The 25,548-nt window shown below is 71.6% G+C and carries 22 protein-coding genes and 1 pseudogene; 8 read left to right on the top strand and 15 right to left on the bottom strand.

The features are described from left to right. The 5 genes from JWQ91_RS01605 to JWQ91_RS01585 form a co-directional block, all read right to left on the bottom strand. Nucleotides 1-533, bottom strand: a 533-nt coding sequence (locus tag JWQ91_RS01605; RefSeq protein ID WP_297779897.1) for a methyltransferase domain-containing protein, incomplete at its 3' end; no start/stop codon positions are given. Then, on the bottom strand, nucleotides 530-2,158 hold the full coding sequence (locus JWQ91_RS01600) for an NAD(P)/FAD-dependent oxidoreductase (protein ID WP_297779894.1): 1,629 nt from the start codon (nucleotides 2,156-2,158) through the stop codon (nucleotides 530-532). The genes JWQ91_RS01600 and JWQ91_RS01605, both read right to left, overlap by 4 nt. After that, nucleotides 2,155-3,105, bottom strand: a complete 951-nt coding sequence (locus JWQ91_RS01595; RefSeq protein ID WP_297779891.1) for an SDR family NAD(P)-dependent oxidoreductase — start codon at nucleotides 3,103-3,105, stop codon at nucleotides 2,155-2,157. The genes JWQ91_RS01600 and JWQ91_RS01595 overlap by 4 nt, the downstream gene beginning before the upstream one ends. Next, nucleotides 3,102-4,283: a zinc-dependent alcohol dehydrogenase gene (locus tag JWQ91_RS01590; RefSeq protein ID WP_297779888.1), complete on the bottom strand. Its 1,182-nt coding sequence runs from the start codon at nucleotides 4,281-4,283 to the stop codon at nucleotides 3,102-3,104. The genes JWQ91_RS01595 and JWQ91_RS01590 overlap by 4 nt, the downstream gene beginning before the upstream one ends. A gap of 43 nt (nucleotides 4,284-4,326) precedes the next feature. Then, entirely contained in the window at nucleotides 4,327-4,761 is a 435-nt protein-coding gene (locus JWQ91_RS01585; protein ID WP_297779886.1) for an SRPBCC family protein, read from the bottom strand. Between the two features lie 79 nt (nucleotides 4,762-4,840). On the opposite strand from JWQ91_RS01585, the gene JWQ91_RS01580 reads away from it, so the two are divergent. From JWQ91_RS01580 to JWQ91_RS01565, 4 genes are all read left to right on the top strand, one after another. Next, nucleotides 4,841-5,701 carry a hypothetical protein gene (locus JWQ91_RS01580; RefSeq protein WP_297779883.1) on the top strand — a complete coding sequence of 287 codons (861 nt, stop codon included), beginning with the start codon at nucleotides 4,841-4,843 and terminating at the stop codon, nucleotides 5,699-5,701. A gap of 150 nt (nucleotides 5,702-5,851) precedes the next feature. Further along, the gene (locus JWQ91_RS01575; protein ID WP_297779880.1) at nucleotides 5,852-9,598 is read left to right on the top strand and encodes a SpoIIE family protein phosphatase; all 3,747 of its coding nucleotides are present in this window, start codon (nucleotides 5,852-5,854) and stop codon (nucleotides 9,596-9,598) included. Then, nucleotides 9,589-9,912 carry an STAS domain-containing protein gene (locus JWQ91_RS01570; protein WP_297779877.1) on the top strand — a complete coding sequence of 108 codons (324 nt, stop codon included), beginning with the start codon at nucleotides 9,589-9,591 and terminating at the stop codon, nucleotides 9,910-9,912. Before JWQ91_RS01575 ends, JWQ91_RS01570 begins: the two co-directional genes overlap by 10 nt. Nucleotides 9,913-10,003: 91 nt before the next feature. Further along, a complete protein-coding gene (locus tag JWQ91_RS01565) occupies nucleotides 10,004-10,336 on the top strand; it encodes a hypothetical protein (RefSeq protein WP_297779875.1) in 333 nt (110 codons plus the stop codon). Nucleotides 10,337-10,448: 112 nt separating this feature from the next. Here the strand turns inward: JWQ91_RS01565 and JWQ91_RS01560 are convergent, their stop codons facing one another. From JWQ91_RS01560 to hppD, 6 genes are all read right to left on the bottom strand, one after another. Continuing rightward, nucleotides 10,449-11,126: an alpha/beta hydrolase gene (locus JWQ91_RS01560; protein WP_297779872.1), complete on the bottom strand. Its 678-nt coding sequence runs from the start codon at nucleotides 11,124-11,126 to the stop codon at nucleotides 10,449-10,451. Nucleotides 11,127-11,324: 198 nt separating this feature from the next. Beyond that, nucleotides 11,325-12,218 (bottom strand): phenylalanine 4-monooxygenase, encoded by an 894-nt coding sequence (locus JWQ91_RS01555; RefSeq protein ID WP_297779869.1) that lies wholly within the window; start codon nucleotides 12,216-12,218, stop codon nucleotides 11,325-11,327. A 23-nt stretch (nucleotides 12,219-12,241) separates the two neighbouring features. Further along, a complete protein-coding gene (gene fahA / locus JWQ91_RS01550) occupies nucleotides 12,242-13,402 on the bottom strand; it encodes a fumarylacetoacetase (protein ID WP_297779866.1) in 1,161 nt (386 codons plus the stop codon). After that, nucleotides 13,399-14,082, bottom strand: coding sequence for a hypothetical protein (locus JWQ91_RS01545; RefSeq protein WP_297779863.1), 684 nt, complete (start codon nucleotides 14,080-14,082; stop codon nucleotides 13,399-13,401). The genes fahA and JWQ91_RS01545 overlap by 4 nt, the downstream gene beginning before the upstream one ends. Continuing rightward, on the bottom strand, nucleotides 14,082-15,260 hold the full coding sequence (locus JWQ91_RS01540) for a homogentisate 1,2-dioxygenase domain-containing protein (protein ID WP_297779860.1): 1,179 nt from the start codon (nucleotides 15,258-15,260) through the stop codon (nucleotides 14,082-14,084). The genes JWQ91_RS01545 and JWQ91_RS01540 overlap by 1 nt, the downstream gene beginning before the upstream one ends. 7 nt (nucleotides 15,261-15,267) lie before the next feature. After that, a complete protein-coding gene (gene hppD / locus JWQ91_RS01535; RefSeq protein ID WP_297779857.1) occupies nucleotides 15,268-16,467 on the bottom strand; it encodes a 4-hydroxyphenylpyruvate dioxygenase in 1,200 nt (399 codons plus the stop codon). A gap of 119 nt (nucleotides 16,468-16,586) precedes the next feature. Between hppD and JWQ91_RS01530 the strand changes: the two genes are divergently transcribed. Further along, complete coding sequence (locus JWQ91_RS01530) at nucleotides 16,587-17,084, top strand: Lrp/AsnC family transcriptional regulator (protein WP_297779854.1); 498 nt, start codon at nucleotides 16,587-16,589, stop codon at nucleotides 17,082-17,084. Here JWQ91_RS01530 and JWQ91_RS01525 read toward each other — a convergent pair. Both JWQ91_RS01525 and JWQ91_RS01520 read right to left on the bottom strand, forming a co-directional pair. Further along, complete coding sequence (locus JWQ91_RS01525) at nucleotides 17,061-18,479, bottom strand: NAD-dependent malic enzyme (protein WP_297779851.1); 1,419 nt, start codon at nucleotides 18,477-18,479, stop codon at nucleotides 17,061-17,063. The two genes, JWQ91_RS01530 and JWQ91_RS01525, sit on opposite strands and share 24 nt — an antisense overlap. A 91-nt stretch (nucleotides 18,480-18,570) precedes the next feature. Continuing rightward, a complete protein-coding gene (locus tag JWQ91_RS01520) occupies nucleotides 18,571-18,996 on the bottom strand; it encodes an Hsp20/alpha crystallin family protein (RefSeq protein ID WP_297779849.1) in 426 nt (141 codons plus the stop codon). A 238-nt stretch (nucleotides 18,997-19,234) separates the two neighbouring features. On the opposite strand from JWQ91_RS01520, the gene JWQ91_RS01515 reads away from it, so the two are divergent. Then, on the top strand, nucleotides 19,235-19,807 hold the full coding sequence (locus JWQ91_RS01515) for a TetR/AcrR family transcriptional regulator (RefSeq protein ID WP_297779845.1): 573 nt from the start codon (nucleotides 19,235-19,237) through the stop codon (nucleotides 19,805-19,807). Between the two features lie 14 nt (nucleotides 19,808-19,821). After that, complete coding sequence (locus JWQ91_RS01510; RefSeq protein ID WP_297779842.1) at nucleotides 19,822-22,047, top strand: MMPL family transporter; 2,226 nt, start codon at nucleotides 19,822-19,824, stop codon at nucleotides 22,045-22,047. Nucleotides 22,048-22,053: 6 nt separating this feature from the next. On the opposite strand, the gene JWQ91_RS01505 is transcribed toward JWQ91_RS01510, so the two are convergent. Beyond that, nucleotides 22,054-23,736, bottom strand: coding sequence for a long-chain-fatty-acid--CoA ligase (locus tag JWQ91_RS01505; protein WP_297779839.1), 1,683 nt, complete (start codon nucleotides 23,734-23,736; stop codon nucleotides 22,054-22,056). 153 nt (nucleotides 23,737-23,889) lie between these two features. Beyond that, the gene (locus JWQ91_RS01500) at nucleotides 23,890-24,408 is read right to left on the bottom strand and encodes a heme-degrading domain-containing protein (RefSeq protein WP_297779837.1); all 519 of its coding nucleotides are present in this window, start codon (nucleotides 24,406-24,408) and stop codon (nucleotides 23,890-23,892) included. 79 nt (nucleotides 24,409-24,487) lie between these two features. Between JWQ91_RS01500 and JWQ91_RS01495 the strand changes: the two are divergent. Next, nucleotides 24,488-25,548: pseudogene (locus JWQ91_RS01495) on the top strand (excinuclease ABC subunit A); the annotation flags it as partial.

Raw genomic sequence — 25,548 nt, 5'->3', positions numbered from 1 at the left:
ACCTGCTCGAGGTTGCCCAGCTGCAGCAGTGCCGACCCGCCTTCGGCCAGGTGACCCGCGACGACCTCGACACACGTCCACGCCAGGCCCATCCCGTCGCTGCCGCCGTCGATCGCGATGAGCGGGTCCTCGGGGAACTGCCCGGTGCGGTCCGACGGGACCCACGGCGGGTCCGCGATGACGAGGGCGTACGTCTCGGAGTCATGCAGGACCTCGTCCATCGCACCCTCCCGCACCTCGACGGGATGACCGGCGGCCTCGGCGTTGATCCGGGCGTAGTGGCAGGCGACCGGGTTGAGGTCGACCAGCACGATCTCGCGCGACGTCCCGGCCACGGCGAGCAACCCGATGTGGCCCACCCCGGCGCAGATCTCCAGGACCGGGCCCGCGGGGGCCTCGGCCAGCAGGTCACGGGCCCACGCGGACTGCTGGGCGGTCCAGTCCCGCGGACGCAGGACACGGTCGTCGAACTGGATCGTCAGATGACCGAACGTCGTCGTCTCGGGGCACGTGGGCCCGACGACGGCACTCATCGGCGACCCACCTTCGTGACGGCGCCGACGGCTCGTCGGCCGCCCTCGGCGACCCGGCGCACCCGGTCGTGGGCGATCGCCGCCCGGGCCGCGTTCATGCCCGGTGCGCCGTGCACCCCGCCGCCGGGGTGAGCGGACGCCGACCCGAGATAGAGGCCCTTGATCGGCGTCTCGGCCCGGCCCAGGCCCGGCACGGGACGGAAGATCAGCTCCTGGTGCAGCTGGGAGGTGCCGCCGTTGATCGCGCCGCCGATCAGGTTGGCGTCACGGGCCTCCATCTCGCGGGGTCCGAGGACCCGCCGGGACAAGATCCTGGAGCCGAAGCCGGGTGCCAGCGCCTCGATCCGGTCCTGCATGCGGTCGGCGAAGCGTTCGCAGTCGTCCCGGTCCCACTCGCCACGGATGCCCCCCTCCCCCGCGTCCCGCACGGTCGACTGGGGCACGTGGGTGTAGGCCCACAGCGACTCGGTGCCGGCCGGCGACCGGGTGGGGTCGGCGGTCGTCATCTGGCCGGCGAGCATGAACGGCTTGGCGGGCACCGCCCGGGCGGACACCTGGCCGAGGGCGTCGGTCATCTGCTCGACCGAGTCCGCGACGTGGAACGTGCCGGGGGCGTGTGGCGGCGCTGACGCCCACGGCACACCGCCGTCGAGGGCCCAGTCGACCTTGACGGTGCCGGGGTCGAGCTCGAAGGTCCGCATCGCCGACACCGTACGGGCCGGCAGGTCCTCGACGTCGACCAGGCCGCCATAGAGGCTCGGCGCCGTGATGTCCGCGACGACAGCCTTGCGGACGCGGATCCTCTCACCGGCGACGGTCCGGACACCGGCGGCGCGACCCCGCTCGACGTCGATCCCGGTGACCTCGGTGGAGCACCGGATCTCCCCGCCGAGCGACTCGAACCGGCGGGCCAGCGCCTGCGTCAGCTGTCCGGCGCCGCCCTCGGGGACCGGGAAGCCGACGGTCTGGCCCAGCATCGTCATCAGCACACCCATCAGGCCGGATCCCGGCGCGTTGAGCGGGATGTCGGCGTGCCCGGCGTTGCCCGCGATGAGCAGCCGCGGCGACTCACCGCGGAACCGGCCGCGACCCAGCTCGACCGCGGGGGTCAGCATCGTGCGGACGAAGTCGAGGCCGCCGACGCTGCGGAGCCGGGCCAGCGCGCCGAGCCCGTGCTTGACCGGTGGGAACGGCGACAGCAGCGCGTTGACCAGGTGTCCGCCGATGCGGTCCCACTGCTCGCACAGCGTCAGCCAGGCCTCGCCGTCGCCGGGGCTCTGTCGCTCCATCAGCGAGGCCGTGATCGACCGGTCCCGGTGCAGCATCGCCCATTCTCCGTCCTGGGTGGGATGGCCCAGGACGGCCGGCGAGTGACGCCACGTCAGGCCGTGGTCCTCCAGCCCGAACGACCGGATCGTGGGCGAGGCCTCGGCGAGCGGGTAGAACGCGCTGAAGGTGTCGTGCACGAAGCCGGCGTGGACGTCCTCCGCGCTGCGCACCGCGCCGCCCACCCCGGGCTGCGCCTCAAGGACCAGGACGTCCCAGCCCTGGTCAGCGAGGTGGTTGGCGGCGACGAGCCCGTTGGGGCCCGCACCGATGACGACGACGTCGGGCTGCCGCGTCATGAGCGCTGTCCCGTCCGACTGCCCGTGACCGCCGCCGCGATGTTGCGCCCGACCCCCAGCAGGGCATTGCCCTGGGCGCCCAGCAGCCGGTTGCCGCCGGGGCGCGACGCCAGGACGTTGCCGGCGTCGGGCGGCACCGGCGTGGTCCGGTCCATCGCGGCGATGCGGAACAGCGGCCCCACCAGCACGTCGAACGCCCACGGCGTGGCGCTGAAGCCGAGCCGGATGACGTCGTTCGCGAGACCCACCTGCGTACGCGCACGGGGGTGGTCGATGCGGCGCAGGGCCACCTCGGCGACCCGGTCGGGCTTCGCGACGGGCGGGGGTGGACGGCCGACGAAGCCGTCGTAGTTGGCCGCCTGCTCATAGATGGGTGTGTCGACGCCGCCCGGCGCGACGTACGAGACGGACAGCCCTGGCACGTCACGGTTCTCGAGCTGCAGCTGGCGCGCCAGCGCCCGGACCCCCCACTTGCTGAGGACGTAGGGGCTCATCGAGGGCACGCCGATGTGCCCGATGACCGAGCCGATCAGCACCAGCGCGCCGCGCTCCTGCCGGCGCATCACCGGCACGACGTGCCGGGCGACGTTGACCGAGCCGATCAGGTTGGTCCGCAGGACGCCGTCGAAGACCTCGGCGGGCACGTCCTCGGTGCGGCCGTAGGCGACGACACCGGCGCAGTGGACCACCGCGTCGATCCGGCCGTGCTGCTCCAGGATGTCCGCGACGACCTTCTCGACCACGGCGTCGTCCCCGACGTCGCCCACGTGCACCGCGACGGACGCGGCGCCCCGGTCCCGGCACTCGCCGAACGTCTCCTGCAGGGCCGACTCGCCCCGTGCCACCAGCACGAGGTGCTCGCCCCGGTCGGCTGCCTGCAGCGCCGTGGCACGGCCGATCCCGCTGGACGCGCCCGTCACGACGACGACCCGTGAGTCGGTCGTCACGGCTTGAGCACGACCTTGACGCAGCCGTCGGCCTTCTTCTGGAACATGTCATAGGCCGCGGCGGCGTCCTCGAGCGGCACGTGGTGGGTCGCCAGCGTCTCGACGCCGAGCACGTCACCGCTCGTCTCGAGCACCCTCGTGATGTCGTCGGTCCAGCGCTTGACGTGGCACTGCCCCAACCGCATCGTGATGCCGCGGTCGAACATCTCCATCATCGGCATGGGATCGATCTCCCCGCCGTACACGCCACTGACCGAGACCGTGCCGCCCCGGCGCACCGACTTGATCGCCGTGTTGAGCGCGGCGAGCCGGTCGATCGCCATCTTGTCGGCGAGCGGGTTGGCGATGAAGTCCGGCAGGTGCCCCACGACGCCGATCGCGGCGGCCGCCAGCGGTGAGCCGTGCGCCTCCATGCCGACCGCGTCGACCGTGCCGTCGGCACCCCGGCCGCCGGTCAGGTCGAAGATCGCCTGCGGCACGTCGTCGACCTGGTCCATGTCGATGACCTCGACGCCCCACGCCTTCGCCAGCTCGAGCCGCACGTGCACCCGGTCGACGCCGATGACCCGGCGGCCGGCGTTCAGCGCGATGCGGGCCGTCAGCTGTCCCACAGGGCCGAGGCCCAGCACCGCGACGGTGCCGCCCTCGGGGACGTCGGCGAACTCGTACGCCTGCCACGCCGTCGGGAGGATGTCCGACAGGTAGAGGTAACGCTCGTCGGTCGGCCCCTCCGGCACGACGATCGGCCCGAACTGGGCCTGCGGCACCCGGAGGTACTCGGCCTGGCCGCCGGGCACCGATCCGTACAGCTCGGTGTAGCCGAACAGCGAGGCGCCCTTGCCGTGCGAGCGGACCTGGGTCGTCTCGCACTGCGCGAACAGGCCTCGCGTGCACATCCAGCAGTGCCCGCACGAGATGTTGAACGGGATGACGACCCGGTCGCCGACCTTGAGGTCACCGGCCTCGGGCCCGACCTCCTCCACGATGCCCATCGTCTCGTGCCCCAGGACGTCACCCTTGGCCAGGAACGGGCCCAGGACCTCGTAGAGGTGCAGGTCGGATCCGCAGATCGCGGTGCTGGTCACCTTGATGATCGCGTCGTTGGGCTGCTGGATCACGGGATCGGGGACGGTCTCGACCGAGACCTTCTCCCGGCCCTGGAAGGTCAGAGCGCGCATGGGTTCTCCTCGAGGGTCGTGGGACGAACGGGCCGCCGCGTGGTCACGGGCGGTTCTCGGCGACGAGGGCCAACCGGTGGAGCGTCTCGGTGTTGCGCCACTTGATGCCGAGTCCCTTGATCGGCTCGGGCACGAGCACGCCGGGACCCGCCACGGCGTCCTCGCGGATCGTCACCAGCGTCTCGGCGCCCTGCGCCTCGAGGGTCAGGTCCACATCGGCCTCGCCGAGCGGCCAGCCCCGGGCGCGGAGCTTGAGATGGTGGCCCGGGGTCACCTCGAGGACCCGCGTGTGGTCGTCGATCAGCGCGGGCCACACCCCGACGGAGTGATGGATGCGGCTGCCGAGCTCGGGCCAGCTCTCGTCGACGTCGCGCATGCGCGAGGCCCCCACGACCCACAGCGGGTACAGCCAGCCGTCGGCCAGGACCTCCCAGACGTCCTCGGGGGTGGCGTGGACCAGACGTGTGTTGGCGCTCATGGACCTGGGTTACCCATCCAGGGGCGTCCTGAACCGGACTGCCGCGTCACGGCCCTCGATCGCCCCTAGTCTGAGGACCATGACCGGACTCACGGAGGTGGCGCGGGAGCTGTACGCCCTGCCGCTCGGGGAGTTCGTCGCGGCCCGCAACGCCCGCGCGAAGGAGATCGACGATCCCGAGGTCAGGTCCGCGGTGCAGAAGCTGCCCAAGCCCAGCATCGCCGGGTGGGCGGCCAACATGCTGAGCCTGCACCGACCCGACGTCCTCGGCGAGGTGCTCGACGTCGGCGCGGACCTCCGGGAGGCGCAGGAGGCCCGTGACGGTGCGGCCCTGCGGGCGCTCGACCGGGACCGCCGGGACGCGCTCCGCGCGGTCGAGGACGCGGCGAAGGCCCTCGCGGGCGAGCACGGGCAGTCCTTCGGCCCGGCCGCCGTGACGGCCCTGCACGAGACGATGCTCGCTGCCCTGTCTGATCCCGACGCGGCCGAGGCGGTCCGGTCCGGGGTGCTCGTCGCCGCACTCGGCCCGCCGGGCTTCGGCCCGGTCGACCTGACCGGCGCCACGGCGGTCGACGTGCCGGCCGGTCCCGCTCGGGCCAGGCGCGCGAGGCGCTCCCCGACGCCCCCGAAGGCTCCGCCCCCGGACCGGGTCGCCGAGCAGCGGGCCAAGGCACTGGCCGCCGCCCGCAAGCAGGCCGCCCGGGCCGAGCGGGACGTGGCCTCCGCCGAGGCCGCGGTCGAGACCGCCCGCACCCGGCGCGACGACGCCGAGCAGAAACGGCAGGCCACCGAGAAGCACCTCGCCGAGCTCACGCAGCAGGTGGCTGGGCTCGACCGCCGCGTCACCGACGCCGAGAAGGCCGTCACGTCGGCCCGGGCCGATCTCTCGACCGCCCGCGCCGCCGTCGATCGGCACGACCCCGGGGCGGGCACGTCGTGAGTCGCTCCCTACCGCCCCGTGCCCTACGATGTGACCTGTCATTGCCGGGTCGAACCAGTGCCCGGGACCGTACGACGAGATCGGCCCGAGACGTGTCCACGGAGTCATCACTCCGCACCGGCAGATCCCGGTGCGCGGCGAGGTCCGACCGTGCGTAGGACCCTGGCCGCGAGCGGCGAGGTCGGCCGCGACCTGCTGGCCGTGGACTGGAGCACGACCTCGGTCGGCCCACCCGACGACTGGCCCAACAGCCTGCGGACCGCCGTCCGCATCGTGCTGAGCTCGAAGTTCTCGATGTGGATGGCCTGGGGCCCCGACCTCATCTTCTTCTGCAACGACTCCTACCGGCGCGCAACCCTCGGCTCGAAGTACCCGTGGGCGCTGGGTCGCCCGGCGACCGAGGTCTGGTCGGAGATCTGGCCCGAGATCGGCCCCCGCATCGAGCGTGTCCTGAGCACGGGCGAGGCGACGTGGGACGAGGACCTGATGCTGTTCCTCGAGCGCAGCGGCTACGTCGAGGAGAGCTATCACACCTTCTCCTACAGCCCGCTCGCCGACGACGACGGCCGCACGGCGGGAATGCTGTGCGTCGTGACCGAGACGACCCAGCAGATCATCTCGGTGCAGCGCATCGCGGCCCTGCGCGATCTCGGCGCCGGAGTCACCGGCGAGCTGACCGAGGTGGAGGCGATCTCGTCGGCCTGTCGCCAGCTCGCGACCAACTCCAAGGCGTTGCCCTTCTGCCTCGTCTACCTGTTCAAGGCCGACGGGACGTGCCTGGTCCGCACCGGTGCAACCGGCTTCCCGGACGACCACCCGGCCGCCCCCAAGGCGTTCGAGACCACTGATCCCGAGGCCCCGTGGCCCGGGCTCGACGCCGGCGAGGTGGTCCTGCTCGACGATCTCGAGACCCGGTTCACCGACCTCCCCACCGGGGCGTGGGACGAGCCGCCGACCCACGCCCTGGCGGTGCCGATCGTCCAGCCGACCCTCGAGACGCCGTACGGCTACCTGATCGTGGGGCTCAACCGCCACCGCCCGTTCGACGATCCCTATCGCGACTTCGTGACCCTCATCGCGGGCCACCTGTCCGCGGCGCTGACCGCCGCACGTGCGTATGAGTTCGAGCGGCAGCGGGCCGAGACGCTCGCCCGGATCGACCAGTCCAAGACCGACTTCTTCACCAACGTCAGCCACGAGTTCCGCACCCCGCTGACCCTGCTGCTGGGCCCGGCCGAGGATGCCCTCCGCGACACGGAGTACGAGCTGCCGGCGGCACAGCGGGACCGCGTCGAGGTCATCCGGCGCAACGGGCAGCGGCTGCTGACCCTCGTCAACAACCTGCTCGACTTCTCCCGCCTGGAGTCGGAGCGGACGACGACGTACTTCGAGCCGATCGACCTGGCGGCGTACACCGCAGAGCTGGTCGGGATGTTCCGTGAGGCGACCGAGCGGGCCGGCCTGTCCCTCGAGATCGACTGCCCCACCCTGCCCCAGCCCGTGCCGGTCGACCGGGAGCACTGGGCCAAGATCGTGCTCAACCTGGTGTCCAACGCGGTCAAGTTCACGTTCGACGGCCAGATCCGGGTGTCGACCCGGGTCGAGCACGGCGATGCCGTCCTGGTCGTGGCCGACACCGGCGAGGGCATCCCGGAGGACGAGATGCCGCACCTGTTCGAGCGGTTCCACCGGGTCCGCGGCGGACGGTCCCGTACGCACGAGGGGTCCGGCATCGGCCTGGCCCTCGTCGCCGAGCTCACGGAGCTGCACGGCGGGACGGCCTCGGCGGAGAGCGCGATCGGCGAGGGCACGACCTTCACGATCCGCATCCCGCTGGAGGGACGGCCTGCGGCCGAGCACCCCGTCCACGCGGGTGCCTCGCAGATCGCAAGCAGCTTCCTCGCCGAGACCGCCCGCTGGACCGATCCCGAGCGGCCGAGGCAGAAGCTCACGACCGCCCCGCAGCACAAGCGGTCCGCGATCCTCGTCGTCGACGACAATGCCGACATGCGCGCCTACATCGCAGGGCTCCTGCGGGAGGAGTACGACGTCGTCACCGCGATCGACGGCGTCGACGCCCTCGAGCAGCTGCCCCTCGTGCGCCCGGACCTCGTGCTGACCGATGTCATGATGCCGCGGCTCGACGGCTTCGGCCTGATCGCCCGGATCCAGGCGGACCCCCTCACCACGAGCCTGCCGGTCATCATGGTCTCCGCACGGGGCGGCGAGGAGGGCACGGTCGAGGGGCTCGAGGCCGGCGCCGCCGACTACCTCATCAAGCCGTTCAGCGCCCGCGAGCTGCTGGCGCGGGTCCGGGTCAACCTCGAGCTGGACCGGATCACCCGGGTGCGCTCGACGCTCGAGCGGAGCGAGGCCCTGCTCGACCAGGCGCAACGCCTCGCCAAGGTCGGCAGCTTCGAGGTCGACCTCGAGCGGGACGCCCTGACGGCCTCCGACGAGCTGGTCCGGCTCTTCGGCCGGACCCGCGAGGAGATCGACCAGCACGGCTACGCCGCCGCCCTCAACGAGTTCATCCACCCCGACGACCGCGACATCGTGCTGCACGCGATCGCGGGCGCCGCGGCCGGGTCCGTCACGTCGTACGAGGCGCGGGTCGTCCTGCCCTCGGGCGGCGAGCGGCTCCTGGCGGTGAGGGCCGAGGCGTTCCCGGACGACACCGGCACCGTGCGCTTCGTGCGCGGATCGGCCCAGGACATCACCGAGCGGCGCAACACCGAGCAGGCGCTGATGGCCGCCGCGGCCCGCGACGAGGCTGCGGCCCGAGAGCACTCGATCGCCGACGAGCTGCAGCGCAGCCTGCTGCCCGCCCGGACGTTCGACCTCGAGCACCTCGATGTCGCGACGTACTACAAGGCCGGCGTCGAGGGCACCCAGGTCGGCGGCGACTGGTACGACATCATCGAGCTGTCTCGCGGCCGGACGGCGTTCGTGATCGGTGACGTGATGGGACGGGGCGTCTCTGCGGCTGCGGTGATGGGCCAGATGCGTTCGGCCGTCCGCGCCCTGGCGACGCTCGCCCTCCCGCCCACCGAGGTCATGCAGCACCTCGACACGATGGTGCAGGACCTCGCGGGCGACCAGATCGTGACCTGCGTCTACGGCGTCTACGACCCCGCCGACCGAAGCCTGCGCTACGCCAACGCGGGCCACCTGCCGCCGCTGCTCAGCTCGCCCACTGGGCCGGTCGAGCGCCTGACCGCCGGCGGTCCCCCGCTCGGCGTCGGCTACCTGGACATCCCGACCGAGACCGTCCACATGCGGCCCGGGTCGAGCGTCACGTTCTACACCGACGGTCTCGTCGAGCGCCGGGGCGACGACATCGACCTCGGCATCAACGCGCTCATCCGCGCCCTCACCCAGCACGTCCGGTCCGACCTGGACGGCGTCCCCGAACGCCTGGTGCAGGCGCTGCTGCCCGACGGCCCGGACGACGACGTCGCGATCCTCATCGCCCGGGTCAGCGCGGACCCGCTCGCCGCCGCGGTCTCCTACACCGGTGCCGAGGAGCCGGTCATCGCGTCGGCCCGCGAGCACGTCGTCCACCACCTCCGGTCATGGGGCGTGCCGCCCGAGCCGATCGAGGACATGGTGCTGATGACCAGCGAGCTGTTCACCAACGCCGTGCGGCACGGTGAGACGCCCGTCGAGCTGCGGATCGCGCTGGAGGACGACGAGATCGTCCTCGAGATCCACGATCACGGAGTCGACAACCCCGCCCCCGTGACCGCTGCCGACCAGGACGAGCATGGCCGGGGACTGTTCATCGTCTCGACCCTCGCGACCCGCTGGGGCCACCGCTACACCGAGACCGGCAAGACCGTCTGGTGCGTGCTCGCACTGGATCCCGACTCACCCGAGGAGCACTCATGGACCTGACGTTCGACGTGGATCGTCGCGGCGAGGACACCGCGATCGCGATCAGCGGAGAGATCGACCTGCAGACGGCACCGGCCCTGCGGGACCTCGTGGACGAGATGCTGGCCAAGGGCCGGACCTCGATCGTCCTCGACATGACCGGTGTGACGTTCCTGGACTCCAGCGGCCTCGGCGCCCTGCTGGGCATCCGGCGGGAGGTCCAGTCCGCGGGAGGCACCTTGGCCCTGACCGACCTGCAGGCCCCGGTCCGCAAGATCCTGGCGATCACCCGCATGGAGAGCGCCTTCGACATCCGCACGGCCACGTCGGACTGAGCAGCTGCCTGCGGGGCCGCTGATCGCGCGTCGCCCTTCCGTCCTTGCAGGTGGCACCAGGCGGTGACTCTCGTTGGATACCTTTGCGCCCATGAAGTTGCTCTTCGCGACCCTCCTCGCGGCGTCCGTCCTGACGGGTTGTGGGTGGGACACCACCTCGTGCGCCAACTCCGAGCCACTAGCGGACGGAGCCTCTGAGAAGGTGACGGTCGAGGTGGCCACGAAACCGGGACTCGGAACCAACATCATCGGCCAACTGGACGTCGACGAGGGATACTACTCGGCACCCGTCAAAGAGAACGGGGCCGAGACCAACGTGGCGGTTGGGAAGTACACAGGCACTGTGACCAAGTCGGGGAGCAAACTGACGCTGCGTTTCGCGGACCAGGCCTTGCCGCTGAGCGGGCCTCAAGACTGCGACTGAGGTTGCTGGGCGACGCGCCCGGCTAGAGGAGTACAACACCGAGTGTGATGGTCACGGCGACAGGGCCGAGTTGATGAGTGCGTGGACGCCAGCGGCACCCCTCACCAGTCAGCTAGACCTCGACCGGGTCCCGGCTGTCCAGCGCCTCGGCGATCGGGGCCGAGGGGGGCGTGCCGAGCAGGATCGTGTTGGTGAAGTCGCTCGCCAGCCCCGAGAAGGTGCCGTGGCGGGCCAGCATCGCGTGCTTGCCGCCGGCGACGGAGACGTGGCCGACGGTCGCCGAGCCTCGCAGGTCGCGGGCCACGGCGAGGGCCCGGCGCGGGTCGGCGATGCGGTCCTGGTCGCCGTGGACGATCAGGACGCTGCGACCGGCCAGCGAGCCGCCACCGTCGGTCGGGTAGACCCACGGGTTGAGGGCGACGACGCTGCGGACGCTTCGATGGTCGCCGGCGAGGATCGCGGCGCGACCCCCCAGGGAGTGGCCGACCAGTCCAGCGGGCATGTCGTCGCCGAAGCGCTGGGCCAGCTCGTCCAGCGCCCAGTGCGCGTCCTGGACCGGGGTGTGGTGCGCGTCCCAGCCGCGCGAGGTGTTGAGCAGCCGGAGGACGGCGAGCCGGCCCCGGGAGGCGCGGGCGATGCGGCGCGCGATCGGGACCATCCGGACGACGGACAGCTGCGTCGGGCTGACCATGGGGCTGCCCTGACGGCTCGCTCCGCCGTGCATCACGACGACCACGCCCTCGGGATCCCGCGGGGTCGACGTCGGGATCAGGCGCGGCTCGAGTCTCATGCCTGCACCTTCCCACTGCCCGCCAACACCAGGTGCGACGTGGTCTGGCGGGTCACCCCGTCTGCGTGAGTCGGGGACCCGCCAGTCCACAGTCGTACGTCGTCGGCTCCGGAGCCCGCCACCGCGGACCCGGAGCCTCGGACACCATGTCTCGTACCCCTCGGGGACCCGGTCCAAACGTCCCGGCGCCAGATCGGTTCAGGCGGCTCCGGCGGAGGCTCGCATCGCAGCGATCGAGTCGTCGGTGCACCCGTCCCAGAACGTCCCGACCTCGTCCCGCAGCTGACCGAACGAGCTCGCCGCGAACAGGACCTCCTGGTAGTGGGTGATGTCGTAGTCGGTCGTGCCCATCTCGACGATGTCGAGCGGACGGATCGTCATGTGCCGAAATTCCTCGATCTCACCGGGGCTCGACAGGATCCCCGCGCCGTACGCCTTGAGGCCGTCGTCCTCGTGCACGACGCCGAACTCGAGGGTGAACCAGAAGACCTTGCTGACGAACTCGAGCGCCTCGGTGGACTCGACCCGGCGGGCGGCGGCACCGGCGGCCTCGTAGAGCTCGGTGAAGCGCCGGTCGGCGAGAGTGTTGCCGTGCCCCACGACCTCGTGGAGGACGTCGGGCTCGGGAGTGTAGAGCGGCACGGAGTGGTGACGGACGTACTGCGTCGCCCAGAACGAGTGGTCGGCGAGCGCACCGTAGAAGTCTCGGAGCGGCACGAGGCCGGCGGCCGGCCGGTAGCGGAACCCGGTCATGGGCTCGATCCGGTCCGACACGTCCTCGAGCTGGGGCACGTGGTCGACCGGCAGGCCGAGCGCCTCCTTGCCGTCGAGGAACTCGCGGCACGCGTACGTCCGGTGCTTGTCGCGCAGGTCCTCGCACACGACGCGCCAGACCTCGTGCTCCTCGTCGGTGTAGTCCACCCGGGGTGCCGGCTCGCCGGGCTGCCACCGGTCGGCCTGCGTGGCCAGGAGGTCCCGCCGCGCCCGGTAGTCCGGGTCGTTCAGGCCGGGGTGCCCCTCACCGAGCCGGACCGTGAGACTCCCGTCCTTCTTCGCGACGACAGGTGCGAAGTACTGACCTTCCTCGAACATGGCTCCTCCTCACCGTGACCGCGTCATGCGGTCACCTCTCCATGGACCTCGCCGAGGGCGAGGCGGCTGCCGTCCGCCAACCGGGCGGTGGCAGCGATCGTCACGTGGTCGCCGTCGAGCAGGAACGCACGGGACGTCCCGTCCGCGAGCTCGAGCGGCTGGGTCCCGTTCCACGACATCTCGAGCAACGAGCCGCGCTGGTCCGGCTCGGGCCCGCTGACGGTGCCGGAGGCGAACAGGTCGCCGGTGCGCAGCGACGCCCCGTTGACCGTCAGGTGCGCCAGCATCTGGGCGCCGGTCCAGTACATCCCCGCGAACGGCGCCCGGGACACCGCCGTGCCGTTGATCGACACGATGAGCTCGAGGTCGAGCGCCCACGGCTCGGCGTCACGGAGGTAGGGCAGCGGCTCGGGGTCGCGGGCCGGCGGATCGACCCGGGCGCCGTCCAGCGCCGCGAGCGGCACGACCCACGGCGAGACCGAGGTCGCGAACGACTTGCCGAGGAAGGGTCCCAGCGGGACGTACTCCCACGCCTGGATGTCCCGGGCGGACCAGTCGTTGACGACGCAGATGCCGAACACGTGCCGGTCGAAGTCCTCGACCGGCACGGGGTCCCCCAGCCGCGACGGGGTGCCGACGATGAAGCCGATCTCCGCCTCGATGTCGAGGCGCTCGCTGGGTCCGAAGCCGATCGTCCCGTCGGGTCGGCGGGCCTGCCCCTGCGGCCGGCGCACGGGCGTCCCCGAGGGCACGACGGTGCCGGCCCGTCCGTGATAGCCGATCGGGAGGTGCTTCCAGTTGGGGGTCAGCGCGTCGCCGTCGGGCCGGAAGATCCGCCCGACGTTGGTCGCGTGGTGCTCCGAGGCGTAGAAGTCGACGTAGTCCGCGACCGTGAACGGCAGCACCAGGTCCACGTCAGCGGCGGGCTCGAGGGTCGATGCGTCGGCCTCCTCCGCCCACGCCAGGAGCGCCGCGCGGACGTCGTGCCACACGTCGGGGCCGGCGCCCAGCAGTGCGTCGAGGGTGCCGCCGGCGAACAGCGCGGCGTGCTCCGGGACGATGTCGCCCGCGGCGGCGGTCAGGTCGAGCACGGCGGCGCCGACGCCCACACCGACCCGCGCCCGGGTCTCCCCCGGCCGGACGAACGAGCCGTAGGGCAGGACCGTGCGGCCGAAGTCGGTCATGCGACCAGCCCCAGGGCGCGCAGGTCGGCCAGCGGCTCGTCGATGCTGCAGGTGCCGACCGAGCGCAGCAGGCGGCGGACCGAGGTCGGGTTGTCGACCACCAGCAGGGCCGGGTCGTCGGCCAGCAGCAGGGGCACGGGATCGCGGCCGGCCTGCGCGGCGCCGACCGCGGCCAGGACGTTGAGCAGCCCGTGCTCGTCGTCGGTGCGGATCGCGTGGTGCAGGCCCGCCGTGAGCTTGAACGGGAGCGCGTCGTCGACGCAGCGCCGGATCGCGACCCCGAGCTGGCAGGCCGAGGGGACGTACGCCCCGCCGCACCGCAGCTTGAGCATCGCGCCGTCCGGCACGTCGAGCGCGCTGTCCCACGGACGCTCGACGAACACCCGGACGCCCTCCGCGAGCTCGGGCAGGCAGTCCGCGGCCCGCAGCTCCAGCGCGACCAGCGTGACGCCCGCCGGCATCGGCCCGATCTCGGCGACGTCGCAGACCAGGGCGACGTCGACGTGCCCGCCGCCGAGGGCCTCCGCGAGCTCGGCGAGCCGTTCTGCGGGGCAGACGAACGGTCCGACGTACGTGCCGTCCGGACCGTCGCGGCGGGTCAGGTGCGCCGTGACGGCGTCGGCCATCGGCGCGTTGCCGGGCGGGAAGAGGGCGGCGTCGTCGAGCAGCGCGGCGAACATCAGCGGATCCACGACAGCGCGTACTGGCCGTCGTCGCACGCCGTGCCACCCTCGCCGAGCTCGAGCGGACGGAACGTGTCGACCATGACCGCGAGCTCGTCGAACGACTCGGCACCGAGGCTCGCCTCGATCGCGGACGGCTGCGGCCCGTGCGAGTGACCGCCGGGGTGCAGGCTGATCGAGCCGGCCGCGATGCCCGAGCCCTTGCGGGCCTCGTAGTCGCCGGCGACGTAGAACATGACCTCGTCGGAGTCGACGTTGGAGTGGTAGTACGGCACGGGGATCGCCAGCGGGTGGTAGTCGACCTTGCGCGGCACGAAGTTGCAGATCACGAAGTTGTTGCCCTCGAACACCTGGTGCACCGGCGGCGGCTGGTGGACCCGGCCCGTGATGGGCTCGAAGTCCGCCACGTTGAACGCATAGGGATAGAGGCAGCCGTCCCAGCCGACGACGTCGAACGGGTGCCGCGGCAGGACGTGGACCGTGCCGCTCAGGCCGCCGGGACCGGAGCCGCGGTGCTTGATCAGCACCTCGACGTCGGACTCGTCACGGACCTCGGGCTCGCCGGGACCGCGCAGGTCGCGCTCGCAGTAGGGCGCGTGCTCGAGCAGCTGCCCGAACCGCGACAGGTAGCGCCTGGGTGGGCTGATGTGGCTGTTGGCCTCGATGCAGTACGCCCGCACGTCCTCCCCGAGGACCCAGCGGTGCGTCGTCGCGCGCGGGACGATCAGGTAGTCACCGGGACCGAAGTCGAGGTGGCCGAAGACCGTCTCGAGCGTCCCGCTGCCGGACTCGATGAAGACGCACTCGTCGCCTGTCGCGTTGCGGTAGAGCGGGGACGTCTCGGCCGCCACGACGTACGAGATGCGGACGTCGGCGTTGCCGAGGACGAGCCGGCGTCCCGTGACGACGTCCCGCCCGGCGCCGTCGGCGAACAGGTCGTGCAGCTTGAGGTGCCGCGCCAGCAGCGGCTCGTTGGGCGTCGTGGCCTGGTCGGGCAGCTCCCAGCGCCGCGCCGCGGTGATCGCCGAGGGCACGCCGACGTGGTACAGCAGCGATGAGTCGGAGGAGAAGCCCTCTTCCCCCATGAGCTCCTCGCGGTAGAGCGCGCCGTCGGGCGAGCGGTGCTGCGTGTGGCGCTTCGGCGGGATGCTGCCGGCGCTGCGGTAGTGAGCCATGGTGTCCCTAGAAATTTCCTCGTTTGGCCTGCTCGCGCTCGATCGCCTCGAACAGGGCCTGGAAGTTGCCCTTGCCGAAGCCCAGCGAGCCGTGCCGCTCGATCAGCTCGAAGAACACCGTCGGGCGGTCCCCGATCGGCTTGGTGAAGATCTGCAGCAGGTAGCCGTCCTCGTCGCGGTCGACCAGGATGCCGCGCCTCTGCAGCTGCTCGATCGGGACCCGGACCTCACCGATGCGCTCCCGGAGGGCCGGATCGGTGTAGTACGTGTCGGGGGTCGCGAGGAACTGGATGCCCGCCGCGCGGAGCCGGTCGACGGTGTCGAGGATGTCGTTGGTCGCGAGGGCCAGGTGCTGGGCGCCGGGGCCGCGGTAGAACTCGAGGTACTCGTCGATCTGCGACTTCTTCTTGCCGACCGCGGGCTCGTTGAGGGGGAACTTGACCCGGTGGTTGCCGCTCGCCACGACCTTGCTCATCAGCGCGCTGTACTCGGTCGCGATGTCGTCGCCGACGAACTCGGCCATGTTGGTGAAGCCCATGATCCGGTTGTAGAAGTCGACCCACTCATCCATGTGGCCGATCTCGACGTTGCCGACGACGTGGTCGAGGGCCTGGAAGATCCGCTTCGGGGCATCGGCGGGCCGAACCAGCGGCGAGGTGCGCGCGACGTAGCCCGGCAGGTAGGGCCCGTGGTAGCCGCTGCGGTCGACCAGGGTGTGCCGGGTGTCTCCGTAGGCGGCGATCGCGGCGACCCGGACCGTGCCGTGCTCGTCGGTCAGGTCGTGCGGCTCCTCGAGGATCGTGGCGCCCTGCGCGCGGGCGTGGTCGATGCAGACGTCGACGTCCGGCACCTCGAGCGCGATGTCGGTGATGCCGTCGCCGTGGACGCGGTGGTGGTCCAGCACGGGGCTCTGCGGGTCGACGCCGCCCTTGAGGACGAAGCGCACCGCACCGCTCTCCAGGACGTACGCGTGGTGGTCGCGGTTGCCCGTCTCGGGCCCCGAGTAGGCGACCAGGTCCATCCCGAACGCCGACATGTAGAAGTGCGCCGACTGCGTCGCGTTGCCGACCGCCCAGACCACGGCGTCCCAGCCCGTGACGGGGAAGGGATCGGTCGAGGGGTCGTGCTCGACGAGGCCGACCAGCTGCTGGAGCTGCTCGAGGTCGAGGTCGGCGAGGCGTTCGGCATCTGTCAGGTCGATGGTCATGTGACCCAGCACACCCCACGACGTACGTTCTCGACAACCGGTGCATCCGCGAGTGGGCAGGTGGACCACTTCCGCGTACTACAGTGGGCATCAACCAGTCAGATTGCTGAGGTCAGACCATGATGGATCAGCTGGATGTCGCCCTCGTCGAGGCGATGCACGCACACCCGCGAGTCGGCGACCTGGAGCTGTCCCGGCTGACGAAGGTCGCCCGGGCCACGGTCCAGTCCCGGCTCACGAAGCTCGAGGCGGCCGGTGTCATCACGGGTTACGGCCCCGACATCGACCTCGTCGCCGCGGGCCACCCCGTCCTGGCGTTCGTGACGCTCGAGATCGTGCAGGGCTCGCTCGACGACGTCACGCTCGAGCTCGAGTCCCTGCCCAACGTGCTGGAGGCCTACATCACGAGCGGCAACGCCGACGTGGTGTGCAAGATCGCGGCGACGTCCCACGAGGACCTCAAGGACACCCTGCTGCACATCAGCCAGTCCGGGTCGGTCGCCCGCTCGACCAGCGTCATCGTGCTGTCCGAGCTCGTCAGCCCCCGGGTCCTGCCGATGCTCCGCAAGGGCGCCGGCGAGGGACCGACCCGCTCACCGGCCTTCCGCGACACCTGAGCCGGCCGGCAGCGCCTCGACCGCCCGGCGGACGGCCTTGGCGACCGACAGGTGCACGTCGGGGTGGAACACGCTCGGGATGATGTAGTTGGCGTTGAGCTCGCCCGGCTCGACGGTGTCGGCGATCGCGGCCGCCGCCGCGACGAGCGCGGCGGACGGGATCTCGTGGCTATGCGCGTCGAGCAGCCCGCGGAAGACGCCGGGGAACGCCAGCACGTTGTTGATCTGGTTGGGGTAGTCCGAGCGTCCCGTCGCGACGACACGGGCTGTGCGGCGCGCGACCGCGGGGTCGATCTCGGGGTCCGGGTTGGCCAGGGCGAACACGATCGCGTCGGACGTCATCCCGGCGATGTCGTCGCCCGTCACGACGTTGGGCGCGCTGACCCCGACGAAGACGTCGGCGCCGGGCAGGACCTCGGTCAGCGAGCCCCGGCGGTCCTGCGGGTTGGTGTGCTCAGCGATCCAGCGCAGCGACTCGTGGTCCTCGGTGCGCCCGCGGTGCACGACGCCGTCGAGGTCGCACACGACGACGTCGTACGCCCCGGCGTCCAGCAGCAGCTTGAGCACCGCGGTGCCGGCCGCGCCCGCGCCGACCATGACGATCCGGACGGTGGCGAGGTCCTTGCCGACGACCCGTAGGGCGTTCGTGAGCGCCGCGAGCACGACGATCGCCGTGCCGTGCTGGTCGTCGTGGAAGACCGGGATGTCGAGCCGGTCACGGAGCTGGCGCTCGACCTCGAAGCAGCGCGGCGCCGAGATGTCCTCCAGGTTGATGCCCGCGAAGCCCGGGGCGATCGCCGCGACGGTCGCGACGATCTCGTCGACGTCCTGCGTGTCCAGGACGATGGGCCACGCGTCGATGTGCGCGAAGGACTTGAACAGCGCGGCCTTGCCCTCCATGACCGGCAGCGCGGCGTACGGACCGATGTTGCCGAGCCCCAGGACCGCGGAGCCGTCGCTGACGACCGCGACGCTGTTGCGCTTGACCGTGAGCCGGCGCGCGTCGTCACGGTTGGCCGCGATCGCGCGACAGATCCGTGCGACACCGGGCGTGTAGACCATCGAGAGGTCGTCACGGTTGCGGATCGGGTGCTTGGACGCGGTCTCGATGACGCCGCCGAGGTGCATCAGGAACGTCCGGTCCGAGACCTTGATGACCGAGACGTCCTTGAGGTCCTCGAGCGCCGCCACGACGCGGTCGGCGCCGTCACCGTCCGTCGCGGCGCAGGTCAGGTCGATCTGCACGGCGTCGAGCCCGGAGCCCGTCACGTCGAGCGCCGTCACGAGGCCGCCGGCCCGCTCGACGGTCGCGGTCAACGCGCTGATGGCGGACCCACCGGAGGAGACCGAGAGGCGGACCGTGATCGAGTTGGAGACTCCGGGGGATTCGTTCATGCCTCAGGTCTATCGTCCCGGCCCGATTACTCGCGAGTCCGCCCCACCTCGCCGTGCGCAACGGGGGTGGGGCGCTCGCGTCCGGCGGCCGTCAGCCGCTGATCTGCGCGCGGTCGCCGCCGCCAGAGATCTCGATCCTGCGGGGCTTGGCCCGCTCGCTCACGGGGATCACGACACTCAGCACCCCGTTGTCGTAGTTGGCCGAGATGCCCTCCGTGTCCAGACCCTCGCCGAGCGTGAACTGACGGTGGAACGTCCCTGCCGGTCGCTCCTGGGAGATCCAGCCCGCGCTGTCGGGCGAGCCGACCGTCCGGCGGGCACGGATGCTCAGGACGTTGCCGTCCAGGTCGACGTCGATCGAGCCCGGATCGATGCCCGGCAGGTCGGCGTTCATGACGTAGCGGTCACCGTCTCGATAGAGGTCGACGGGCATGAAGCGGGGACCGGGCCGGAACTGGGACAGCTGGGACGTCAGGCGATCGAGGTCGCCGAAGGGATCAAAGGTCGCGTTCTTCATCAGGATCTCCTCTCCGTGACTTGAGTCGGTTCGACTCAACTTCGATGAGAGGATAGGCAACGGCCTCGCGCCGGATCAAGTCCGCCTCGCTGAAATTTCCCTGAGAAGCGCAGCGCATTCTCGCCGCTCGTCCGTGGCGGGACTCACACCCCGTGGAGGGCCGATGCGGCTGGTCGAGGGCGGACAGTTCCCGTATCGTATCGAAACGAAACCGTTTCGTATCGATGAAGGAGGATCCATGACCCGGCTCAGTCCCGAGCGCCTGGACGAGATCTTCCGCGCGACGCTCGAGCTCGTCGCGACCCGCGGCTTCTCCTCGACCACGATGGACGCGATCGCCGAGCACGCGCACTGCAGCAAGGCCACGCTGTATCGCCAGTGGGAGACCAAGGTCGGCCTCGTGGTGGAGGCGATGGAGCAGCTCAAGCCCGACGTCCCGCTGCCCGACACCGGGACGTTCCGCGGCGACCTGCACGCCCTCGTCAGCGGCGGCATCGAGCACGTCCTCGACAGCGGCCAGCTCATCATCGCGATCCTGCACGCCGCCTCACAGGATCCCGAGCTGCGCCAGGCCCTGCACGCCCGCATGGGCAGCGACGAGCACCGCGGCGAGGTCGAGCAGCTCGTGGACCGGGCCGTCGCCCGCGGCGAGATCCAGCCCGACGCCGCCGCGCTGCCGTACCTCCCGCTCGTGTTCCTCGCCCCCATGGTCCTGCAGCCGCTCCTCGCGGACGAGAAGCTCACCGCCACCGTCATGAACGACTACCTCGACGCCACCCTGATCCCCCTGCTCGGCCTCCGCGCCGACTGACCCGAAGGAACCCCATGGCCCGCCATCTCTATCGACTCGGACGCTGGTCGTTCAGCCACCGCCGCACGGTCGTGTCCCTGTGGGTGCTCGCGCTCATCGTTGTCGGCGCCGCCGCCGCGACGATCTCGAAGCCTTCCTCCAACACGTTCTCCCTGCCCGGCATCGAGTCGACGCAGGCGTTCGACCTGATCAAGGACCGCACCGGGCAGTCCGCCGACGGCGCGACCGCTCGCATCGTCTTCCAGGCGCCGAAGGGCCAGGACCTCGCCTCGGCGAAGAACCAGGCGCTCATCTCCTCGACGCTCGAGGCCGTCGGCTCCACGGATGTCGCGGCAGCCACTCCCCCGTCCGCCGCCGCCGGGACGATCTCGCAGGACGGCCGCACGGGCGTCGCCTCGGTGACGTTCACCAAGCAGTCGATCGACCTCAGCGACGCCCAGAAGGAGGCGATCACCGAGGCTCCCGAGGAGGCGCGTGCGGCCGGGCTGACCGTCGCCGTCGGCGGTGACGCGGTGCAGGAGCAGAGCGCCACGGGCGCGACCGAGCTGATCGGTGTCCTCATCGCGCTGGTCGTCCTCGTCATCACGTTCGGCTCGATGCTGGCGGCCGGGATGCCCCTGCTGACGGCGATCGTCGGCGTCGGGATCGGGATCGCCGGCATCACCGCGGCCAGCGCCTTCGTCGACCTGAGCTCGACGACCCCGGTCCTGGCCCTGATGCTGGGCCTGGCGGTCGGGATCGACTACGCCCTGTTCATCGTCACCCGCTACCGCAGCGAGCTGGCGCTCGGGCGGGCACCGCTCGAGGCGATCGGACGCGCCGTCGGCACAGCCGGCTCGGCCGTCGTGTTCGCCGGGATCACGGTCATCATCGCGCTCGCCGGCCTGGCGGTCGTCAACATCAACTTCCTGACCCAGATGGGTGTCGCGGCCGCCGCGACCGTCGCGGTCGCGGTGCTGATCGCCCTGACGCTGCTGCCCGCCATGCTGGGCTTCGCCGGCTCGCGGATCACCCGCCGACTGGGCTACTTCGCCCGTCGTGCCGAGAAGAGCTCGGCCGGCACGCCCGCCGGCCGGCGCTGGGTCGACCTCGTCACGCGCCACCGCGTCGTGGTGTTCTTCGGCGGCCTCGTCATCGCGGTCCTGGTCGCGATCCCGGCGGGCTCGCTGCGGCTCGCGTTCCCCGACGAGGGAACGGCGACGGAGGGCTCGGGTCCCCGGGTCGCGTACGACCTGATCGCCGACAACTTCGGCCCCGGCGTCAACGGCCCCCTCGTGGTCGTCGTGGACACCAAGGGCTCCAGCGACCCGCAGGCCACGATCGACTCGGTCAACAAGGCCGTCGCGAGCGTCAAGACCGACATCGCCAGCGTCGTGCCGGCCGGCCCGACGGGCGATGACGCGAAGTCCGTCGCGGCGTTCAAGGCCCAGGTCGACAAGACCCAGATCGCGACCATCACGGTGATCCCCACGAGCGGACCGTCGGAGGCGTCGACGCAGGACCTGGTCAGCGAGATCCGGGACGCGGTGCGTCCGGCCGCCGAGTCCACCGGTGGCGACGCGCTCGTCACGGGTCAGACCGCCGTGGCGATCGACATCTCCGACTCGCTGTCGTCGGCGTTCCCCCGCTACCTGCTGGTCGTCGTGGGGCTCGCGCTCTTCCTGCTGATCGGCGTCTTCCGCTCGATCCTGGTGCCGGTCAAGGCGGTCCTCGGCTTCCTCGTGTCGGTGCTCATGGCGCTCGGCGCGACCGTCGCGGTCTTCCAGTGGGGCTGGCTCGCGGGCCTGATGGGGGTCGACACCCCCGGACCGGTGCTGAGCTTCCTGCCGGTGCTGCTGACCGGCATCCTGTTCGGTCTCGCGATGGACTACGAGTTGTTCCTCGTGACCCGCATGCGCGAGGAGTACGTCCACGGGACCGAGGCGCGCGAGGCGGTCAACGTCGGCTTCGAGCACGGCGCCCGCGTCGTCACGGCTGCGGCGCTGATCATGGTCAGCGTCTTCAGCAGCTTCATCCTGTCGCCCGAGCCGATCACGAAGTCGATCGGCTTCGGCCTGGCGTTCGGTGTGCTGGCCGACGCGTTCCTGGTCCGCATGACGCTGGTCCCGGCGTTCATGTCGATCATCGGCAAGCCCGCCTGGTGGATCCCGGGCTGGCTCAGCCGGCTGATCCCCGACCTGGACGTCGAGGGCGACAAGCTGACCAAGGAGCTCGACAGCGAGCCGGTCCCCGCCCGCTGACCAGCGTCACGGGGTGGCGGTCCGGAGCTGGGCCGCCACCTCGCGACGCAGGACCTTGCCCATGGGGTTGGTCGGCAGCTCGGCCACGACGACGAAGCGGCGGGGCACCTTGTAGGGGGTCAGCTGGTGGCGGGCGTACGCCTGCAGGTCGTCGGGCCGCACGATCGCACCGTCCTCCAGGACGACGGCGGCCACGACCTCCTCGCCGCCCTGCGCGTGCGACAGGCCCACCACCGCGACGTCGAGGACACCCTCGTACGTACGCACGACCGCCTCGACCTCGGACGGATAGACGTTGAACCCGCCGGTGATGATGATCTCCTTGATCCGGTCCACGATCGTCAGGAACCCGTCCGGTGCCATCGTCACGACGTCGCCGGTGCGGAACCAGCCGTCGTGGAACGCCGCGGCCGTCTCCTCCGGTGCGTCCCGGTAGCCCGAGAACACCTGCGGGCCCCGGACCAGCAGCTCGCCGGCCTCGCCCTGGGGCACGTCCCGGTCGAGGTCCTCGGGATCGGCGATGCGGATCTCGACGTCGGGGAACGGGACCCCGATCGAGCCCGGCCGGCGCGCCGCGGTCATGGGGTTGCCGACGATGACCGGCGAGGTCTCGGTCAGGCCGTAGCCCTCGACCAGCAGGCCGCCTGTCGCGGTCTCCCACCGCTCCACGAGCTCGGCCGGGAGCGGCATCGCCCCGGACAGGGCGAAGCGGACGCCCCGGATCGAGACCCCGCGACGCTCGGCCTCGTCGACGATGCGCTGGTAGATCGGCGGGACGGCCGGCACGAAGGTCGGCACCTCGCGCCCGATGGCCTCCATGATCAGGCTGATCTCGGGCTTGGGGAGCAGCACCAGCCGGGCGGCGATCGTCACGCCCAGCAGCACGCTGACGGTCACGCCGTAGGCGTGGAACAGCGGCAGCGCGACGAGGAAGGACTCCTTGCCCTCCTCCAGGCCGGGGACCCAGGCCCGCCCCTGCAGGACGTCGGCGACCAGGTTGCGGTGGCGCAGCGGCACGCCCTTGGGCACCCCCGTCGTCCCCGAGGTGTAGAGCAGCAGGGCGACGTCCTCGCAATCAGGCCGCGGGTGCGCGTCGTCCAGCGGGGCCGCCGACGTCAGGGCCGTCCACGGCGTCGCGTCCGGCGCCGGTGCGGTCAGCTGGCCCCGGGCGTCGCGCGCCTTGGCTATCGGCAGCCTCAGCGCGAGGCGCTTGGCCCACGGCAGCTCGGCGGTCATGTCGACCGCGACGACGTGCTCGAGCGCGGACCCGGCCCGCAGCTCCTCGATGACCGGCACGACCTTGTCCCACACGATCGCCACCCGGGCGCCGTGGTCGGCGAAGGGGTGGCGCAGCTCGGCGGCGGTGTAGAGCGGGTTGTGCTCGACCACCGTGGCGCCGAGCCGCAGCACCGCCAGGAACGCGATGACGTTCTGCGGGCAGTTCGGCATGACCAGCGCGACGTTGTCCCCCGCGCACACGCCGAGGCCGTGGAGGCCGCCGGCAACCCGGCGGACCGCCTCGGCGACCTCGGCGTAGGTCGAGGTGCGGCCCAGGAAGTCCAGCGCCGGTCGGTCGGGGTGGGCCGCGGCCGAGCGTTCCCACAGGTCGAGGACCGTGGTCTGCCCGTAGTCGAGGTGCAGGGGCACCCCGGGCGCGTACGCGTCGGCCCACGCGGGCTGCTTCGTCATTCCTCCAGTGTCGCGGACCCCCAGCCACCCGACCCCGCTGGGCCGGACGCTCAGCGGGTAGGGGCCGTCAGGCGGCGGTGAGACGGTGCGGGATCAGCAGCACGAGGGCGGCCGCGGCGATCTCGGCCGGCGCCGGGGACTCCGGGACGATCGTCAGGATGCCGATGAAGGCGATGAGCCCGGCGCCGAACGTGAGGCCGGTGTCGCGTCGAGGTAGGCGGTGAGCGTCTCGACGACGAGCCGGTGGTCTTCGCGCTGCGGCAGTCCTGACACCGCGACGGTCCCGATGCAGCCGGTCCCCCGGAGCACGACCGGGAACGCCCCACCGTGCGCCGCGAACGACGACGTGTCGAGGCGCGCGTCGGTGTCGAAGTCGCCGCCACGGGACCTGAACTGCTCGCCCACGTACAGCGACGAGTGGCCGTAGCGGTCGACGACGGCGCACTTGCGGTCGAGCCAGGCGTCGTTGTCGGCGGACGCCCCCGGCAGCGCGGCGTGGAACAGGCGCTGGCCGTTGCGCCGCACCGAGATCGCGATCGGCAGCCCCGCGGCGACGCCGGCCTCGCGGAGTGCGACGCCGACGTCCCAGGCAACGGCGTCGTCGAACGTGTCGAAGACCAGCCGCCGCTCCTGGTCGAGCAGCTCGGTGAGGAGGTCGCGGGAGGATTCCATGCCCCCATCGTCGCCCATCCGACCGGGGACCGTCGGGACGACTTCGGCGGGACCCGCCCGCAGCGCCTACCGTTGACCCATGCCTGAAAGTCGTGGACCCGACCTGCACGGCACTCCGCTCCCGGACGGATCCAGCGGCTGGGTCCGGGTGCGCGGCGCCCGCGAGCACAATCTGCGCGAGGTCGACGTCGACCTGCCCCGCGACTGCTTCGTGGTGTTCACCGGGGTCTCCGGGTCGGGCAAGTCGTCCCTGGCGTTCGGCACGGTCTACGCCGAGTCCCAGCGTCGATACTTCGAGTCGGTCGCGCCGTACGCCCGCCGGCTGATGTCGCAGGTCGGGGCGCCCGACATCGACACGATCGAGGGACTGCCGCCCGCCGTGGCCCTGCAGCAGGCCCGGGGCGCGGCGAGCTCCCGCTCCTCGCTCGGCACGCTGAGCTCGCTGTCCGACGTCCTGCGCCTGCTCTACAGCCGGGCCGGCACGTATCCACCCGGTGCCGAGCACCTGCCCGCCTCGGCATTCTCGCCCAACACCGCGATCGGTGCCTGCCCCACATGCCACGGCAGCGGAGTGGCCCGCAGCACGACCGAGGCGCTGATGGTCCCGGACCCCACCTTGTCGATCGACGAGGGCGCGATCGGCGTCTGGGCCAACCGGGCGTGGGTCGGCCTCAACGTGCGCCGGATGGTCACGAAGCTCGGCATGGACATCCACGCCCCGTGGAAGACCCTCCCGCAGGCCGACCGCGACTGGCTCCTGTTCACCGACGAGGAGCCGCGGATGCTCCTGCAGGGCAACAAGCAGGGCGAGGCCAGCGCCTACCACGGCCACTGGTCGTCGGCGGAGAAGTACCTCCTGCGCAACCTCGCGAAGACCCAGTCGCCGACCCAGCGCGAGAAGCTCGAGGCGTTCATCGCCGAAGGGCCCTGCCCGACCTGTCACGGCAAGCGGCTGAGGCCCGCCGCCCTGGCCGTCACGTTCGCCGGCATCGACATCGCCGACATGGCGGCGATGCCGCTCTCGGAGGTGTGCAGCCTGCTCGACACCGGGCTCGCGGAGCAGGCCCGGGGCACCGACCGGCACGGCGCCGCGGCCTCGTCCGCCGCCCGCTCGCTCGTCAAGGACTTCGGCGCCCGGGT

Origin of the sequence: Aeromicrobium sp., from assembly GCF_025965075.1 — a bacterium.
Lineage (GTDB): Bacteria > Actinomycetota > Actinomycetes > Propionibacteriales > Nocardioidaceae > Aeromicrobium.
Note: the sequence above shows the minus strand (reverse complement) of the source record. Positions and strands in the feature narration are given on the sequence as shown.